A 13,907-nucleotide genomic window follows, 5' to 3' on the forward strand; every position below is an offset into this window, starting at 1 on the left:
ATTGGTTATTGAGCGTTGGTCAAAATGGTTGTTTTTACAGTAGCGCTAACAGGGGGTCACCTCGCCGCCGTAGGAGCTGTAGGCGCCGGCCCCCCTCCTCATCCACCTCGGGACGAGCCCCTCCTCGCGCATGATGCGCCGGACGACCTTCTCGGAGACGCGCACGGGGTCGTCGAGCTCGCGGAGCCTGCGCACCACGAACCGGTAGCCGCGCGCGCCGTCGCCGTCCTCCAGGAACACCCGCCGCACGACGTCCCTCAGCGGCGCCAGGCGGTCCGGCCTGGCGATCGCGCGGCGCTGGTAGTCATAGGAGCTCCTCGATATCCTCAAGAAGCCGGTGAGTTCTCTCAAGGACCACTTCCCCGCAGGCCTCAGGCGGTCTATCACCAGGGTCTTCTCCCTGTTCGACATCCCGTCGAGGCTCTCGGCTTTTAAAACGTCCTGCACCGCCCTCAGCACCGCGTTCTCGAGCCTGAGCCGCTCGATCAGGGCGTCCTTGTCCTCCGGGTCGATGTCGGGGTAGTCGGGGCCGTCCCCGACGAGTCGCGGCAGGTCCATTCCCCCACCGGCCCTTCCCGCGGGCTTGCGCACGTCCCTGATCCAGCGCCAGACGGACGTCTTGCCGGGCCCGCCGAGTATCTCGGTTATCTCCATGACGGTGAGCCCGGCGCCGCGGAGCGCCCTGGCTCTCTCCACCATTCTCCTACTGTATGCCATGCGGACTCCGTTCCGGACCTCAACGGTCCAACTTTTTGTCCGCAGTCCCGAGCTCGCAATGGGACGTCGTTTCCCAAACCTATCATTACTTTGTCACATTGCAGAAAAAGGGGACGCTACCTGGGAAAGGATAGCGCCCCTAGTGCTGTTTAGCAGCGGCCGCAATATGCGTCGCGGGCAATGTTGACCAAGTCCTGCTTGGATACGGCACGCGGGTTGGACGGCGTGCAGCGATCGCGCTGGGCCGCCTCGGCAATACCGGAGAGCTCGGCCTCAAATGCCGCGGGGTCAAACTGCGAACGATCGGACAGCGCATTCTCGACATCTAGGCACTCGCGTAACTCAAGCACACGGGCCAGCAGTTCGTCGGCATCTGCCAGACCCAAATCATGGGCCAGCCGATCATACGGCTCGCGATACTTAGGCTCGCTCATATGGAATCGCATCACATAGGGCAGTAAGATGGCATTTAGACGACCATGAGCCACGTGGAAGCGTCCACCCAGAGCATGTGCCAGCGAATGGTTGATACCCAAACCGGCGTTGGTGAAGGCGATGCCCGCCAAGCAGGAGGCCTCGATCATGCGCGTACGGCTACGCATGGCAAGACCGTCGCGATAGACCACCGGCAGGTCCTCGAACACGATTGAGGCGGCCTTTACGGCAAGCGCATCGGTAAAGGGCGTGGCAGCCTTGGAGACATAGGCTTCGATGGCGTGTGTCAACACGTCAAGGCCGGTATCGGCCGTGATCATCGCCGGCACGGTTTTAGTGAAATCGGCCTCGAGCAGGGCGCCGTCCGGAGCCAGAAAATCGTCAATCAGCACAACCTTGTTCTCGCCGCGCGTGATGACGGCAAAGTTGGTAACCTCCGAGCCCGTACCCGCCGTGGTCGGAATGGCCAGGAAATACGGCTTGTCCATTCCATTCTCGTGAGCGAAGTACAAAACAGCCTTCGTGGCATCGATACACGAACCGCCACCAAAGGCGATGACCATGTCCGGCTGAACGCGCTCCACCACAGCGACGCCTGCGTCAACGAGCTCCTGGCTCGGATCGGGCTTGACGTCGGAATACGTCTGGTAGCGTGCGCCCGCGGGCAGGTGTTGAGCCATCTTAGCGACCATGCCCGAGGACTCCAAAAAGCCGTCGGTGATAATCAGCACGTTGCGGTAGGTCAGGCCCTCAAGATGATTGATGGCCTGCGACCCAAAAAACAATTCGGTCGTGAGTTTAAAGCCCTGCATGAGAGCCCCTTTCGATTATTACGTGAGAGTCGTCGCGTCGTTACCGCTCAATGGGCAAAATGACCTCCGCGACAAAAAGATCCTGATTGTATGTGGTCCAGTAGTCGGTCACAAAGCGCTCGAACACGCCGCCGGCCGGCCTGAAACCGTTTGCAAGCGCATAATCGCGCACGCGGCGATGCGCCTCGCCAATATTCTCAAACGGACCAGTATGATACGTAGAGAGATACATTCCGCTCTCCACTGTCATGCGATTCTCCTCTGCGATGGGACGCAACGCATGCTGTACAACCGTGACATCGAATTGCCCCCGGGCATGGCCGGGCTCGCAGCACGCGTCAAAGTTGCCGTGATGCAAGATCACGGGACCAGTAATCACGTTATCGTGCTCCTCGACAAACGAGGTGAAATCGAGGTTGATAATCGCATCAGCGTAGTTGCCCCAAAAGTGATACGGCATGGCCAAAAACTCCTGGCCGGAGAAGTATTTAAGGCTCACATCCTTTGGCTTGACCGAAAGGACAAAATTTGCCTCGTCGATAAGTCCCATCCAATCCCGAATGGTATGGCGGCGCTCTTCAAGACGGGTCATCTCGCGCGTGCATGCGTCGGCATGAGCGCCAAACAATTCCTTGATCTTGTCGAAACTCTGCGTCTCAAACAATTCGGAAACCTCGTCGAGCGAGAAGCCCATCATCTTGAGATAGTTGATGATGGGAATACGCAGAATCGTCTCAAGCGAATAATAACGATATTTATTATCCCCTATGCAATCGGGCTGGAGAAGATTGAGCTTGTCGTAATGGCGCAGCGTGCGAGACGTGATGCCGCACAGCTGGCTCGCCTCGCCAATACCCAAAAGCTGACCGTTGCGCAGCTCGTCATCGCTCATACGAGTCATCCTTACGCCTCCAGAACACGTTGAATGAATACAGCATTCACATAGGTATCCAAAACGGGATTCACGTGGTTGCCCAGCTGGTGCCGCAACCCGTCACGCAAACACTTGAGCGTAGACAGCGAATAGCTTTGAATTTCACAGACATAGTAGCCAATCGAGGAGATTAGTTTTGGCTGCGTTATCGATCCCCTCACATGCTGCGCCGTTGCGGGAAGCTCGCCTTGCGCAGTATCGAGCATACTTCGCAGCGCGCTCTCAATCTCGTTGAGCACGCAGCGCTTAACCGGCGAAGGAGCCTCCAGGCGCCCCGACCAATCGCGCGCGAATGCCACAGGATCGGTCATCTCCATCATGCGCGCGTACTTCTCGCGAATCACGTTGCGACCCGCCGCATCGGCAGCCACCACGTCATCGCGCACGCCCATGATGGACTCACGAGGAAAACTCAGATACTGGGCAACGCGATGGACAAAGAATCCCACCGCATCGTCTTGGCAAGCAGCGCGACCGCTCATACCCTGAACAGTATCGAAATGCACCCATTCAAGTTGTACGAGCTCACGCAATGCAGAGATTTCCGCATGAGCAAGGCCCTTATCTTCGAGCAACTTCTCAACTTCCGGCATGTTGAAAAACGCCGACATGCCTTGTCGAAGTGCGGAACATGACGTCTTGCAATCTCCCAATGCCAACCCCCCCCTATCGGTATCCGCCGGCCGCAAGCGGGCAGACAGCAAGATATGAATCTCTCAACGAACTCTGGATATCCAAGGCGACATCGAGCAAAAAGCCGCTACCGCACGACGTCCAGCCTGCCAAGCGAGCAGACGCACCGACCGTCTGGCAAAGCGCCTCGACATCATCTTGATCCACCTGCTCTACCGGTGTCGCGGCGATGGAGCGCACGGCGTCGAGTACCGGCACCGGCGCACGCACATGCTCGACAAGCGAACGATACGCCCACTTGTAGTAAGGCATGTACGTATGCGCGAGCAGATGAAACGCAGCCATTACGCTGGCCAAAAACTCACTGCGCGCCGCCTGAGCAGCGACGACATCTTTGCGCTTAAGGCAGCGCGGGAGGTTGTACTGACCCGCCTGCGCCATGGAGGCGCAATGGGCGGCGCACTTCTTACGCATGACCTCGTCTGGGTAAAACCCCTGGTACACCGTGCGCATAACGGAGAACTCGCCACTCGGATCAGCAAAAACCTCACCGGAGGTAACCTGAGCGAGAAGCTGCTCGGGAATGGCGAGCCACTCCTTTGCACACTGCGGCGCACGAGAAAGACCGGTGTAGAAACGATAGAACGCCTGAGTCTCAAAGACGCCCACGCGCTTGCCCGCCATCTGCGTCTGCCGGCGCGTAAAGCCTTTAAAACTCGCAGGCAAAAGGTCGTAGCGACGCTGAAGCTCCGGCCCCCACTCCTCATACACATCAGCAGAAAGCCACACGCAGAAGCCGGGACCGAAGTCGTGGTCGCGCGAAATCTCGTCGTCGAAACCTAGACATTCCGACCCTTCTCCAACGAGGCCCAGCGCGGCGCGGTAACGGACGTCGCTCGGCAACCCTTCGAATAGGGATGGCGCATAGAACTCGCAATACGAACGAGAAAGCTCAAGACCTGTCACAACTTCACCCCGCTTCCACGCGCTTGGCTACAAGAAATACTAGATGCCCTTGAAGGCATTCGTGAGCTCGTGAATCATCTTCTGGAGCTCGTCGGCGTCGATGACGTCGTTGGGCTTGGCACCCGCAAGTGCATCGGGAGACACGTCGGTGCAGTTGCAGCCCACCGAGTAACTAATGCCGGAAACCGGGTTGGATGTCGATTCGCAGCAGCTCGTAGCGGGCACAGCATCGCAGCAACCGGTAGTGGGAGCCGCGGCCTCGGTGTGATGAGCAGCCAGGTCGGGATGCCACTTGGCAAACAGCTCGTCGTGGGCCACAACCTCGTCGGGCTCGATCAGGCCGTTGACCACGCGCTTCACGTTGATGAGATGCTGCGGCCCCACGTTCTCGGAGATGGAGCTGCCACCCCAGGTGCCGCAGCCCAGCGTGAGCGCGACGTCAAGACCAGTAATGACGCCGGTGCCGCCCTGGCTGCCCCCGGTATTCACCAGGATGCGAGAGGCCGGCTTGATGGAGAACTTACGCACCATATCCTTATCGGTGGTGTGGATGCTCATGGTATGGCCGATGCCGTTTTGCAGCAGCTCGATAGAGAGCTCGCAAGCCTCTTCCCAGTTGGAAACGGTATAGAAGCCCAAAACGGTGGTAAGTTTCTCGTAGGACAGCGGCCAGGCATCGCCCACGCCACCCTGCTCGCCGATAAGCACGCGGGTGCCCTCGGGGATGCTGATACCCGCGGCCTGCGCGATGGACTGCGGGCTGTGGCCCACAAACTTGGGGCTCATAGAGTGACCGTTACGGAAGAGCAGCGCGCAAACCTTCTTGCACTCCTCCTCATTCATGAAATAGCCACCCTGAGCGCGGAACTCGGCCATCACGGCATCGCGGTTGCAGGCCTCGCAGATGATGCTCTGCTCGGAAGCGCAGATAGTACCGTAGTCAAACGTCTTGGAAGTAAGGATGCGACGAACGGCGTCGTGCACGTTGGCGGTGCGCTCAATGTAGGCAGGCGAGTTGCCAGCGCCCACGCCCAACGCGGGCTTGCCGGAGCTGTAAGCGGCCTTGACCATACCGGGGCCGCCGGTAGCAATGATCATGGCGACCTCGGGAGCATGCATGAGCTCGTTGGTGGCAGCCATGGAGGAAAGCGTGATGCCCTGGATCACGTTCTCGGGGGCGCCTGCCTCGACAGCCGCCTGGTTCATAAGCTGGATGGCCATACCCGTGCACTTGGCGGCAGCGGGATGCGGCGAAAAGACGATAGCGTTACGCGCCTTGAGGGCGATCATAGCTTTGTAGATGACCGTAGAGGTGGGGTTGGTGGAAGGAACGATGCCCATCAGCAAACCAACCGGCTCGGCGATGGAGATGACCTGGTTCTTCTCGTCGGCATCGATAACACCGATGGTCTTCTTGTCGCGGATCTCCTCATAGAGCAGGGCGCTGGCGATATGGTTCTTATACACCTTGTCGCAAACCTTGCCAAAGCCCGTCTCCTCGACAGCCATGCTGGCGAGCACCTGGGCGTTTTCCTCGGCAACCTTCACCATATTACGGAGGATGCGGTCGATCTGCTCCTCGTCGTAATGTGCAAGCTGGTTCGCGGCGATCTTACCCTTGCGGGCGAGGTCGCGCACCGCCTGGATACTCTGAAGATCGAAATCGTAGTCGCGCATGAGACTCCTTTCGAATCATTCGGATAGAACAGCACGTACGGACGCGCGATTACGCGACGCCGCCGGGCAGGATGGACTCGACGGAGCCGTCGGGTCGCGGGATGACGTGCACGGAGATGAGCTCGCCCACGCGCTGGGCGGCAGCCGCGCCCGCGTCGGTGGCGGCCTTGACGGCGCCCACGTCGCCGCGGACGAAGACGGTCACGAGGCCGCCGCCGACGCGCTCCTTGCCGACGAGGGTGACGTTTGCGGCCTTGACCATGGCGTCGGCGGCCTCGACGGAGCCGATCAGTCCACGGGTCTCGATCATGCCGAGGGCCTGGGTTGCGTTAGACATGGTTCCTCCTTAATGGTGCAGGCGCTGTGCCCGCATGAAGTGTTGCAAAAGCCGAAAATAGCCGGCGTGCCCGCCCAGACGCGTATGGCGGCAGGCGCGCAGGCATTCGCGGCGAGGGAAAGTGACAACGGGTGACACAAAGAGTGCCAAGTGTTCCGATCGGGGCCGCAAACATGCACGGGCGGCCCCGATCGGATGGCTAGCCTTTTTACAAACGCGCGATTACGCGACGCCGCCGGGCAGGATGGACTCGACGGAGCCGTCGGGTCGCGGGATGACGTGCACGGAGATGAGCTCGCCCACGCGCTGGGCGGCAGCCGCGCCCGCGTCGGTGGCGGCCTTGACGGCGCCCACGTCGCCGCGGACGAAGACGGTCACGAGGCCGCCGCCGACGCGCTCCTTGCCGACGAGGGTGACGTTTGCGGCCTTGACCATGGCGTCGGCGGCCTCGACGGAGCCGATCAGTCCACGGGTCTCGATCATGCCGAGGGCCTGGGTTGCGTTAGACATTCTTGTTACCTCCTGGGTAGTCTTCTTGGGCGCAGATGCGCTTGCTGTTTTGGTAGCCGGAGCTTCCTTTGCAGAAGCCTCGGCCTTAGAAGGCGCGGTGTGTTCTTCCACCTCGCGCTGTGCCTTAGCCTCGTTCTCGTTAAGCATGGGTGCTGCAGGTTCCGTCTTGGGCTTTGCGACCGTTTTCTTTGCAGCAGACGTCTTTGCCGCCGTGGGCTTTGCCGCAGTCTCCTTCTTGGGAGCGACCGCTGACTCTGCGGACGCCTCCTTCCGAGCGGCCGCCGGCTCCGCCATGGGCTCCTTCTTTGCGGCGGGAGCCTTTGCGGGGGCTTCGGTCACCTCAGGAGCTGCCTTGTTGGCACTCTCCTGGAGCTTCTTGCTCCCGCCGGTACCGGATCTGCGCGTTGCCATGGCTTACTTAGGCCTTGGCGCCGGGCAGGATGGACTCGACGGAGCCGTCGGGTCGCGGGATGACGTGCACGGAGATGAGCTCGCCCACGCGCTGGGCGGCAGCCGCGCCCGCGTCGGTGGCGGCCTTGACGGCGCCCACGTCGCCGCGGACGAAGACGGTCACGAGGCCGCCGCCGACGCGCTCCTTGCCGACGAGGGTGACGTTTGCGGCCTTGACCATGGCGTCGGCGGCCTCGACGGAGCCGATCAGTCCACGGGTCTCGATCATGCCGAGGGCCTGGGTTGCGTTAGACATTCTTGTTACCTCCTGGGTAGTCTTCTTGGGCGCAGATGCGCTTGCTGTTTTGGTAGCCGGAGCTTCCTTTGCAGAAGCCTCGGCCTTAGAAGGCGCGGTGTGTTCTTCCACCTCGCGCTGTGCCTTAGCCTCGTTCTCGTTAAGCATGGGTGCTGCAGGTTCCGTCTTGGGCTTTGCGACCGTTTTCTTTGCAGCAGACGTCTTTGCCGCCGTGGGCTTTGCCGCAGTCTCCTTCTTGGGAGCGACCGCTGACTCTGCGGACGCCTCCTTCCGAGCGGCCGCCGGCTCCGCCATGGGCTCCTTCTTTGCGGCGGGAGCCTTTGCGGGGGCTTCGGTCACCTCAGGAGCTGCCTTGTTGGCACTCTCCTGGAGCTTCTTGCTCCCGCCGGTACCGGATCTGCGCGTTGCCATGGCTTACTTAGGCCTTGGCGCCGGGCAGGATGGACTCGACGGAGCCGTCGGGTCGCGGGATGACGTGCACGGAGATGAGCTCGCCCACGCGCTGGGCGGCAGCCGCGCCCGCGTCGGTGGCGGCCTTGACGGCGCCCACGTCGCCGCGGACGAAGACGGTCACGAGGCCGCCGCCGACGCGCTCCTTGCCGACGAGGGTGACGTTTGCGGCCTTGACCATGGCGTCGGCGGCCTCGACGGAGCCGATCAGTCCACGGGTCTCGATCATGCCGAGGGCCTGGGTTGCGTTAGACATTCTTGTTACCTCCTGGGTAGTCTTCTTGGGCGCAGATGCGCTTGCTGTTTTGGTAGCCGGAGCTTCCTTTGCAGAAGCCTCGGCCTTAGAAGGCGCGGTGTGTTCTTCCACCTCGCGCTGTGCCTTAGCCTCGTTCTCGTTAAGCATGGGTGCTGCAGGTTCCGTCTTGGGCTTTGCGACCGTTTTCTTTGCAGCAGACGTCTTTGCCGCCGTGGGCTTTGCCGCAGTCTCCTTCTTGGGAGCGACCGCTGACTCTGCGGACGCCTCCTTCCGAGCGGCCGCCGGCTCCGCCATGGGCTCCTTCTTTGCGGCGGGAGCCTTTGCGGGGGCTTCGGTCACCTCAGGAGCTGCCTTGTTGGCACTCTCCTGGAGCTTCTTGCTCCCGCCGGTACCGGATCTGCGCGTTGCCATGGCTTACTTAGGCCTTGGCGCCGGGCAGGATGGACTCGACGGAGCCGTCGGGTCGCGGGATGACGTGCACGGAGATGAGCTCGCCCACGCGCTGGGCGGCAGCCGCGCCCGCGTCGGTGGCGGCCTTGACGGCGCCCACGTCGCCGCGGACGAAGACGGTCACGAGGCCACCGCCGATCTCCTCTTTACCCACGAGGGTGACGTTCGCGGCCTTGACCATGGCGTCGGCGGCCTCGACGGAGCCGATCAGTCCACGGGTCTCGATCATGCCGAGGGCCTGGGTAGTGTTTGCCATTTTTGTTACCTCCTATTTCGTAGGGATCTACTTGATGATCTCTACAACAGAACCGTTTTTTATACCGAAGGCATTTGCCTCTTCGGTGTCGATATGACAATCGAGGGCGCTCGTGCTGTTGGCGCGCACGACCACGTTGTCAAGACGTCCACCGCGCTCGCCGCCAAAGGCAATCGACACGACCTGGCCGTCGTGAAGCCCGCGCTGAGCCGCCTCGTCGCACGTCATATGGATGTGACGCGCGGCAACGATGACGCCTTGGGGCAGGGCAACGGTGCCATGGGGGCCGGCGAGCGTGATGCCCGGCGTGCCCTCAAGCTTGCCGCTCATGCGTACGCAAGCAGGAACGCCCAGTTTGAACGTATCGCCGCGCAGCACCTCAACCTGAGTAGACGGGCGCACGGGACCAAGCACGCGCACGCGCTCGATAACGCCCTTGGGACCCACAAGCGTCACCATCTCCTTGGCGGCAAACTGCCCGGGCTGGGAGAGCTCCTTGATGGGAGTGAGCTCGTAGCCAGCTCCAAACAGAGCCTCCAGGTTCTCCTGGGACAGATGGACATGACGACCGGACACGCCAACGCTCACGGTCAGCGGGGCGGCATGTCCAAGAAGGTCCTCGATCTGCTTCTCGCTCCAAATGCCCAAGTCAAGGGCACCGCGAATAAGACGCTCGATCTCCTCGGCACCCATAGCCGCCTCGTGCCCCTCATGGTGCTCGGGCTCATGCGCTGCAGGCGCCTCATGATGCTCGGGCGCGGGTGCGCAAGCCTTGTACTGCGTCGCTGCGGGCGCAGCACCAAAGACCAGCTCGACGCCCAGCTCGGCGGCCTCGTCTTTGGCCTGCGGGGTCACGATAGTGTTGCCATCGATTGCCAGCACGCCACCGTTCGTGGCCGCCGCCTTCACGTCCGCTGCACTGATCAGTCGTTTCATCTCTTCCTCCTTTCCTACAGACTCACGTCTTCGTCGATAATTCCTACGATGGCCGCATCTACGGGCGCATTCTTACCAAAGGTCTCGCGCATGAAGTGGTAGGCGGCCGAACCCGTTGCCACAAGCACACGGTCGCCGGTGCCTGCGCTGATGGTGTCGACGCACACCAGGCGACGTCCGGATTCCGGGCCGTCGATGACCTCGACACGCATCAACTTCATGCCGTCGAGTTCCTCGTACTTACGGGTCGCCCAGATAGAATCGATGAGCTTACAGATGAGCATTGGCGCCGTCCCCTCCTTCCTTGATGCGTTCCAAGCACTCCATGACCTCTGCCGTGTCTCCGGCGATGGCCAGAAGAATCATGTTTTGCGGGCAGCTCCCGCGAATATCCGTGACCTCGACACCTGCCGTCTTCTCGGCAATGTCGCTCGCAACAACCATGTCGATGAGCTTTCCCTGCACGAGGCCCACGGCCGCCGGCAAGTACCCCTCGCTCCAACGACGGCCCGAACGCTGGCGCAAAATCGCCATCGTGCCGGGTGCTGGTGCCTTGATAACCTTGATATCAAGCATCGGGGTCACCCTCGGCAGCGACCTGGCAGCCCAAGGCAATGCCCAAGGGCGTCACGAACATGGGGTGGTTGGGCTTGTGCACCGGGATGCCCAGAGCCTTCTCTACCGGAGCCTCGATGCCCGTAAGCTCGGCCGTGCCGCCCACCAAAACGATCTCCGGCACGTCATAGCCGTCAATGGCACGCGCGATGATGCTCGCTACCTTGTCGATCGTGGGCTTAACGACCGGGAAGATCTCGCGGTGATGGGCGGGATCGCGCTTGTAAAGCTCAGCCTCGTCAAAGCTCATGCCGCGGGCGCCGGCCAGCACGAGCGAGAAGTGCGTGCCGCCCGTGGACTCGTCGATGCATTCCGCCACGCAGCCGTCCTGAATAACGGAAATGCCGGTGGTGCCACCGCCGATATCCACCACGGCACCGTCGCGCGCGCCGATGAGCAGATTCGCTGCAGTGGGCTCGTCAAAGACGGCAACCACGTCGAGGCCCGCTCCTTCGGCGACGTTTTTTACCACGCCGCCATCGAGGCCTTCAGTTCCCGGGGGAAGGGCCACGGCACAGGGCTCGAGTTCGCGCCCGAGCTGCTGCTCGAGCTCATCTTTGAGCTCACGCGCGATATCGACCGCGCCCATGTAGTCGACGACCATGCCGTCCTTGACCACACTGGCGAAGCGATACGCGCAGGCCACGGCCTCACCCGCGGCATCGACCACGGCGAGCACGATGAATGCGGTGCCCACATCGAGTCCGCAGTACAGGGGCTCGCCGGCACTCACCGGTCGGGGGTTGCCCACACGGTCGAGCAAATCTTGCAGACGAGTGTTAGCCACCTCGAAATCAACCATGGCGCACCTCCCCTGCAACCTTTTCCAAACACGTAGCCAGGCACGCGCGGCAGCGAACGACGCTTTGTGCCCAAGCATCCACGCTGGCGTGGCCCTCGGCCGTCATCTCGCTTGCAGCCTGCGCCCAAAAGCGCTGCGTGCGCGCGAGCTCGGCATCGAGCAGCGCCATCTCGTAGTAGAGCGGGTGCACCGCCGCGGAGAGCGGCGGGAGCACGGGCGCCGCCGGCACCTCGCTTGCGGTCTCGCATTCGGAAAGGAGACCGCCCAGGTCGGTGTGGGCTTGCCACAGGGTTCCCAGCGTGTCGCACACGTGGGCGATATCGTTCTCGATTCCCAGGGCATTACGGCCCAGCATGCGCAAGCGAGCGCCCAGGACGGCGATGTCGTCGTAAAACGAAGCCAATGTATCCTCAGCACGTGCCGCTGCAAGAGCCGGGTCGGGTGCAGTGGTACCCGCAGCGCCGGAAGCAGCTCCGTAGCCCTCGCTGAAATCGATGTAGAAGTCGATGAGGAACTGGCGCGCGCTCGGGGTGAGTTTGGCGTCCTCGGGCAGCGTATAGGTCGAAAAATGCTCTCGGTTGTATGCACCGCGCAGCTCGTTTTCGGTTACGTAGAACATAGGTGTCTCCTCCTTTCTGGTTATCGGTCACTCGTTGGGCGCGACGCTTCGCACCCAGTCCAACAATTCGTCTACGCCTTCGCCGGTTGTTGCCGAAAGGCACAGGGCCGCATCGACGCCGGCATCCGCGAGCCTTGACAGCCCACGCTCGCGTTCGCCTTCGTCCAGCTGATCGCACTTGGTAAGTACGCCCAGACAGGGCTCGTTGAACGCACGGGCAAAACCGCTCGAATAGAGCGTCTCGCCGCTCGCTCCGTCGATCAAAAGGAGCACCCCGGAAGCCTGGTTTTGCGACAACATGATCACGATGCTGTGCATCCAATGGTTCTCGATGTAGCCCCCCGGAACCTCGAAGCTGCGCGTGCGATAGAAACAATCCTCCCGATGCCGATGGTCGGAGGGCGCCCCTTCCACCAGATCGGAGATTGTCGACTTTCCCGAGCCGGGCAAGCCGATGATCATCAGGCGGTCCCCCATCACGACCTCGTGACCTCATGGGCACGAAATCCCAGGCCGTCATGGAGAACGCGGACGACCTCCTGCATCGACGTCTCGACGCTTTGCACGTCGCCCAAGACCACCACGGCGCCGGTAAAGCGATCGAGAAACCCGATGCTCACCGGAGCCGCCTTCGCGGCGATATCGGCCGCGATAATAGAGGTTTCCTCCGGCGACAGCGTGAGGATGCCGATGGATTGGCCATGAGGCACGCCGATGCGGTCGTAGATATCCGGCGCGGGAGACGCGATAACGTGTGCCAACACGACTTCCTTGCCATCGACCGACTCTTGGATGATGCGCTGAAGATGTTCCATGCCCCACTCCTAGTGTCGAACGAGGTTGACCTTGAAATCGGCCCCGGAGATCCAGCCTTCGATGTGATTCAGGTCGTCTTCCGAAAGCGACGGGTCGCCTTCGATCTCGTAGTCACGGCCAAGCTGCGCATACTTGCCCACACCCAGCTTGTGGTAGGGCAGCAGGTCCACGCCGTCGAAATTCTTCTGATAGCGATACGGTGTGAAAAACTCGATCATGGCGTCGATCTCGGCCTTGTCGTCGTTCACCCCGTGGAGCAGCGGCATGCGTACGCGCACGTTAAAGCCGTTTTCCAGCAGAGCGCGAATATTGGCAAGAATCTGCTCATTGTTCACGCCGGTCCAGCGCTTGTGCTTGACCGGGTCCATCTGCTTGATGTCGAACAAGAACAGGTCCACGTAGCGTGCGATATCAAGAATCGTCTCGGTCTTGGTATAGCCGCACGTCTCGATGGCCGTGTGATAGCCGCGGTCCTTGCAGGCGGCAAGCAGGGCGCGGGCGGCCTCGGGCTGCGCCAAGACCTCACCGCCGCCCAGGGTCACGCCGCCGCCGGACATGCGATAGAAGTCTGCATCCTGGTCCATAAACGAAACCAGATCGCAGATCTTGCGGTCCTCGCCCATGATGGAGAGCGCCTTTTGCAGACAAGCCTTCTCACAGGCACCGCAGCCCAAGCACTGCTTGGTGCGGTCCACCACATGCTCGCCGTTCACGAACTGGTGAACCCCTGCGGGACATGCGTCAACACACGCCCCGCAGTTCACACAAGCGGTCTGCTTGAACATGACCTCAAAACCACGACGCTGGCTCTCGGGATTGGAGCACCACTTGCAGCGCAGAGGGCATCCCTTGAAGAACGCGATGGAGCGAATGCCCGGACCGTCGTACATGTTGTACTTCTGCGTATTGAAGATGCGCGCACGGCGCTCAAGGCTCTCTTCCAGCTGCTCGCTCATATGCGTCCTCCTTTCTGTACGGGT

At 61.5% G+C, this 13,907-nt stretch carries 19 protein-coding genes; all 19 read right to left on the reverse strand.

Features of this window, described 5'->3' with window-relative positions; genetic code table 11:
- Positions 1–45 precede the first annotated feature (45 nt).
- Complete coding sequence (locus DWX63_RS10085; protein ID WP_117843614.1) at positions 46–717, reverse strand: IS3 family transposase; 672 nt, start codon at positions 715–717, stop codon at positions 46–48.
- A gap of 149 nt (positions 718–866) precedes the next feature.
- A complete protein-coding gene (locus tag DWX63_RS10090) occupies positions 867–1,964 on the reverse strand; it encodes a 1-propanol dehydrogenase PduQ (RefSeq protein ID WP_117843615.1) in 1,098 nt (365 codons plus the stop codon).
- A 40-nt stretch (positions 1,965–2,004) separates the two neighbouring features.
- Complete coding sequence (locus DWX63_RS10095; RefSeq protein ID WP_158559679.1) at positions 2,005–2,856, reverse strand: MerR family transcriptional regulator; 852 nt, start codon at positions 2,854–2,856, stop codon at positions 2,005–2,007.
- A gap of 11 nt (positions 2,857–2,867) precedes the next feature.
- Complete coding sequence (locus DWX63_RS10100; RefSeq protein WP_117843617.1) at positions 2,868–3,509, reverse strand: DUF4125 family protein; 642 nt, start codon at positions 3,507–3,509, stop codon at positions 2,868–2,870.
- A gap of 55 nt (positions 3,510–3,564) precedes the next feature.
- On the reverse strand, positions 3,565–4,497 hold the full coding sequence (locus tag DWX63_RS10105) for a DUF4037 domain-containing protein (protein ID WP_117843618.1): 933 nt from the start codon (positions 4,495–4,497) through the stop codon (positions 3,565–3,567).
- 39 nt (positions 4,498–4,536) lie between these two features.
- Positions 4,537–6,174, reverse strand: a complete 1,638-nt coding sequence (locus tag DWX63_RS10110) for an acetaldehyde dehydrogenase (acetylating) (RefSeq protein ID WP_117843619.1) — start codon at positions 6,172–6,174, stop codon at positions 4,537–4,539.
- Positions 6,175–6,223: 49 nt separating this feature from the next.
- Positions 6,224–6,511, reverse strand: a complete 288-nt coding sequence (locus DWX63_RS10115; RefSeq protein WP_117843620.1) for a BMC domain-containing protein — start codon at positions 6,509–6,511, stop codon at positions 6,224–6,226.
- 222 nt (positions 6,512–6,733) lie between these two features.
- Complete coding sequence (locus tag DWX63_RS10120; RefSeq protein WP_117843620.1) at positions 6,734–7,021, reverse strand: BMC domain-containing protein; 288 nt, start codon at positions 7,019–7,021, stop codon at positions 6,734–6,736.
- Positions 7,022–7,439: 418 nt separating this feature from the next.
- Entirely contained in the window at positions 7,440–7,727 is a 288-nt protein-coding gene (locus DWX63_RS10125; protein ID WP_075844703.1) for a BMC domain-containing protein, read from the reverse strand.
- A 418-nt stretch (positions 7,728–8,145) separates the two neighbouring features.
- Entirely contained in the window at positions 8,146–8,433 is a 288-nt protein-coding gene (locus DWX63_RS10130) for a BMC domain-containing protein (RefSeq protein ID WP_075844703.1), read from the reverse strand.
- 418 nt (positions 8,434–8,851) lie between these two features.
- Positions 8,852–9,139 carry a BMC domain-containing protein gene (locus DWX63_RS10135; protein WP_075844449.1) on the reverse strand — a complete coding sequence of 96 codons (288 nt, stop codon included), beginning with the start codon at positions 9,137–9,139 and terminating at the stop codon, positions 8,852–8,854.
- 27 nt (positions 9,140–9,166) lie between these two features.
- Positions 9,167–10,075: a phosphate propanoyltransferase gene (gene pduL / locus DWX63_RS10140; protein WP_199411190.1), complete on the reverse strand. Its 909-nt coding sequence runs from the start codon at positions 10,073–10,075 to the stop codon at positions 9,167–9,169.
- A gap of 14 nt (positions 10,076–10,089) precedes the next feature.
- Positions 10,090–10,359, reverse strand: coding sequence for a EutN/CcmL family microcompartment protein (locus DWX63_RS10145; protein WP_040221112.1), 270 nt, complete (start codon positions 10,357–10,359; stop codon positions 10,090–10,092).
- A complete protein-coding gene (locus DWX63_RS10150) occupies positions 10,346–10,651 on the reverse strand; it encodes a BMC domain-containing protein (RefSeq protein ID WP_117843621.1) in 306 nt (101 codons plus the stop codon). The genes DWX63_RS10145 and DWX63_RS10150 overlap by 14 nt, the downstream gene beginning before the upstream one ends.
- Complete coding sequence (gene eutJ, locus DWX63_RS10155) at positions 10,644–11,492, reverse strand: ethanolamine utilization protein EutJ (protein WP_117843622.1); 849 nt, start codon at positions 11,490–11,492, stop codon at positions 10,644–10,646. Before eutJ ends, DWX63_RS10150 begins: the two co-directional genes overlap by 8 nt.
- Positions 11,485–12,111: a hypothetical protein gene (locus DWX63_RS10160; protein WP_117843623.1), complete on the reverse strand. Its 627-nt coding sequence runs from the start codon at positions 12,109–12,111 to the stop codon at positions 11,485–11,487. Before DWX63_RS10160 ends, eutJ begins: the two co-directional genes overlap by 8 nt.
- A 27-nt stretch (positions 12,112–12,138) precedes the next feature.
- Positions 12,139–12,573 (reverse strand): EutP/PduV family microcompartment system protein, encoded by a 435-nt coding sequence (locus DWX63_RS10165; RefSeq protein WP_233514533.1) that lies wholly within the window; start codon positions 12,571–12,573, stop codon positions 12,139–12,141.
- A 14-nt stretch (positions 12,574–12,587) separates the two neighbouring features.
- Complete coding sequence (locus DWX63_RS10170; RefSeq protein ID WP_022387084.1) at positions 12,588–12,926, reverse strand: BMC domain-containing protein; 339 nt, start codon at positions 12,924–12,926, stop codon at positions 12,588–12,590.
- Between the two features lie 9 nt (positions 12,927–12,935).
- Positions 12,936–13,883 carry a choline TMA-lyase-activating enzyme gene (gene cutD, locus DWX63_RS10175; RefSeq protein WP_117843625.1) on the reverse strand — a complete coding sequence of 316 codons (948 nt, stop codon included), beginning with the start codon at positions 13,881–13,883 and terminating at the stop codon, positions 12,936–12,938.
- Between the last annotated feature and the right edge of the window lie 24 nt (positions 13,884–13,907).

This window comes from Collinsella sp. AF20-14LB, assembly GCF_003459505.1.
Taxonomy (GTDB): domain Bacteria; phylum Actinomycetota; class Coriobacteriia; order Coriobacteriales; family Coriobacteriaceae; genus Collinsella.

Excerpts from the sequence above, each read along its gene's own strand:
- DWX63_RS10115 (WP_117843620.1), bottom strand. The coding sequence starts at position 6,511 with ATGTCTAACGCAACCCAGGCCCTCGGCATGATCGAGACCCGTGGACTG.
- DWX63_RS10120 (WP_117843620.1), bottom strand. The coding sequence starts at position 7,021 with ATGTCTAACGCAACCCAGGCCCTCGGCATGATCGAGACCCGTGGACTG.
- DWX63_RS10160 (WP_117843623.1), bottom strand. The coding sequence starts at position 12,111 with ATGTTCTACGTAACCGAAAACGAGCTGCGCGGTGCATACAACCGAGAG.
- DWX63_RS10090 (WP_117843615.1), bottom strand. The coding sequence starts at position 1,964 with ATGCAGGGCTTTAAACTCACGACCGAATTGTTTTTTGGGTCGCAGGCC.
- DWX63_RS10125 (WP_075844703.1), bottom strand. The coding sequence starts at position 7,727 with ATGTCTAACGCAACCCAGGCCCTCGGCATGATCGAGACCCGTGGACTG.
- eutJ (WP_117843622.1), bottom strand. The coding sequence starts at position 11,492 with ATGGTTGATTTCGAGGTGGCTAACACTCGTCTGCAAGATTTGCTCGAC.
- DWX63_RS10130 (WP_075844703.1), bottom strand. The coding sequence starts at position 8,433 with ATGTCTAACGCAACCCAGGCCCTCGGCATGATCGAGACCCGTGGACTG.
- DWX63_RS10095 (WP_158559679.1), bottom strand. The coding sequence starts at position 2,856 with ATGAGCGATGACGAGCTGCGCAACGGTCAGCTTTTGGGTATTGGCGAG.
- DWX63_RS10145 (WP_040221112.1), bottom strand. The coding sequence starts at position 10,359 with ATGCTCATCTGTAAGCTCATCGATTCTATCTGGGCGACCCGTAAGTAC.
- pduL (WP_199411190.1), bottom strand. The coding sequence starts at position 10,075 with ATGAAACGACTGATCAGTGCAGCGGACGTGAAGGCGGCGGCCACGAAC.
- DWX63_RS10110 (WP_117843619.1), bottom strand. The coding sequence starts at position 6,174 with ATGCGCGACTACGATTTCGATCTTCAGAGTATCCAGGCGGTGCGCGAC.
- DWX63_RS10100 (WP_117843617.1), bottom strand. The coding sequence starts at position 3,509 with ATGTCGGCGTTTTTCAACATGCCGGAAGTTGAGAAGTTGCTCGAAGAT.
- DWX63_RS10165 (WP_233514533.1), bottom strand. The coding sequence starts at position 12,573 with ATGATCATCGGCTTGCCCGGCTCGGGAAAGTCGACAATCTCCGATCTG.
- DWX63_RS10170 (WP_022387084.1), bottom strand. The coding sequence starts at position 12,926 with ATGGAACATCTTCAGCGCATCATCCAAGAGTCGGTCGATGGCAAGGAA.
- DWX63_RS10150 (WP_117843621.1), bottom strand. The coding sequence starts at position 10,651 with ATGCTTGATATCAAGGTTATCAAGGCACCAGCACCCGGCACGATGGCG.
- cutD (WP_117843625.1), bottom strand. The coding sequence starts at position 13,883 with ATGAGCGAGCAGCTGGAAGAGAGCCTTGAGCGCCGTGCGCGCATCTTC.
- DWX63_RS10085 (WP_117843614.1), bottom strand. The coding sequence starts at position 717 with ATGGCATACAGTAGGAGAATGGTGGAGAGAGCCAGGGCGCTCCGCGGC.
- DWX63_RS10135 (WP_075844449.1), bottom strand. The coding sequence starts at position 9,139 with ATGGCAAACACTACCCAGGCCCTCGGCATGATCGAGACCCGTGGACTG.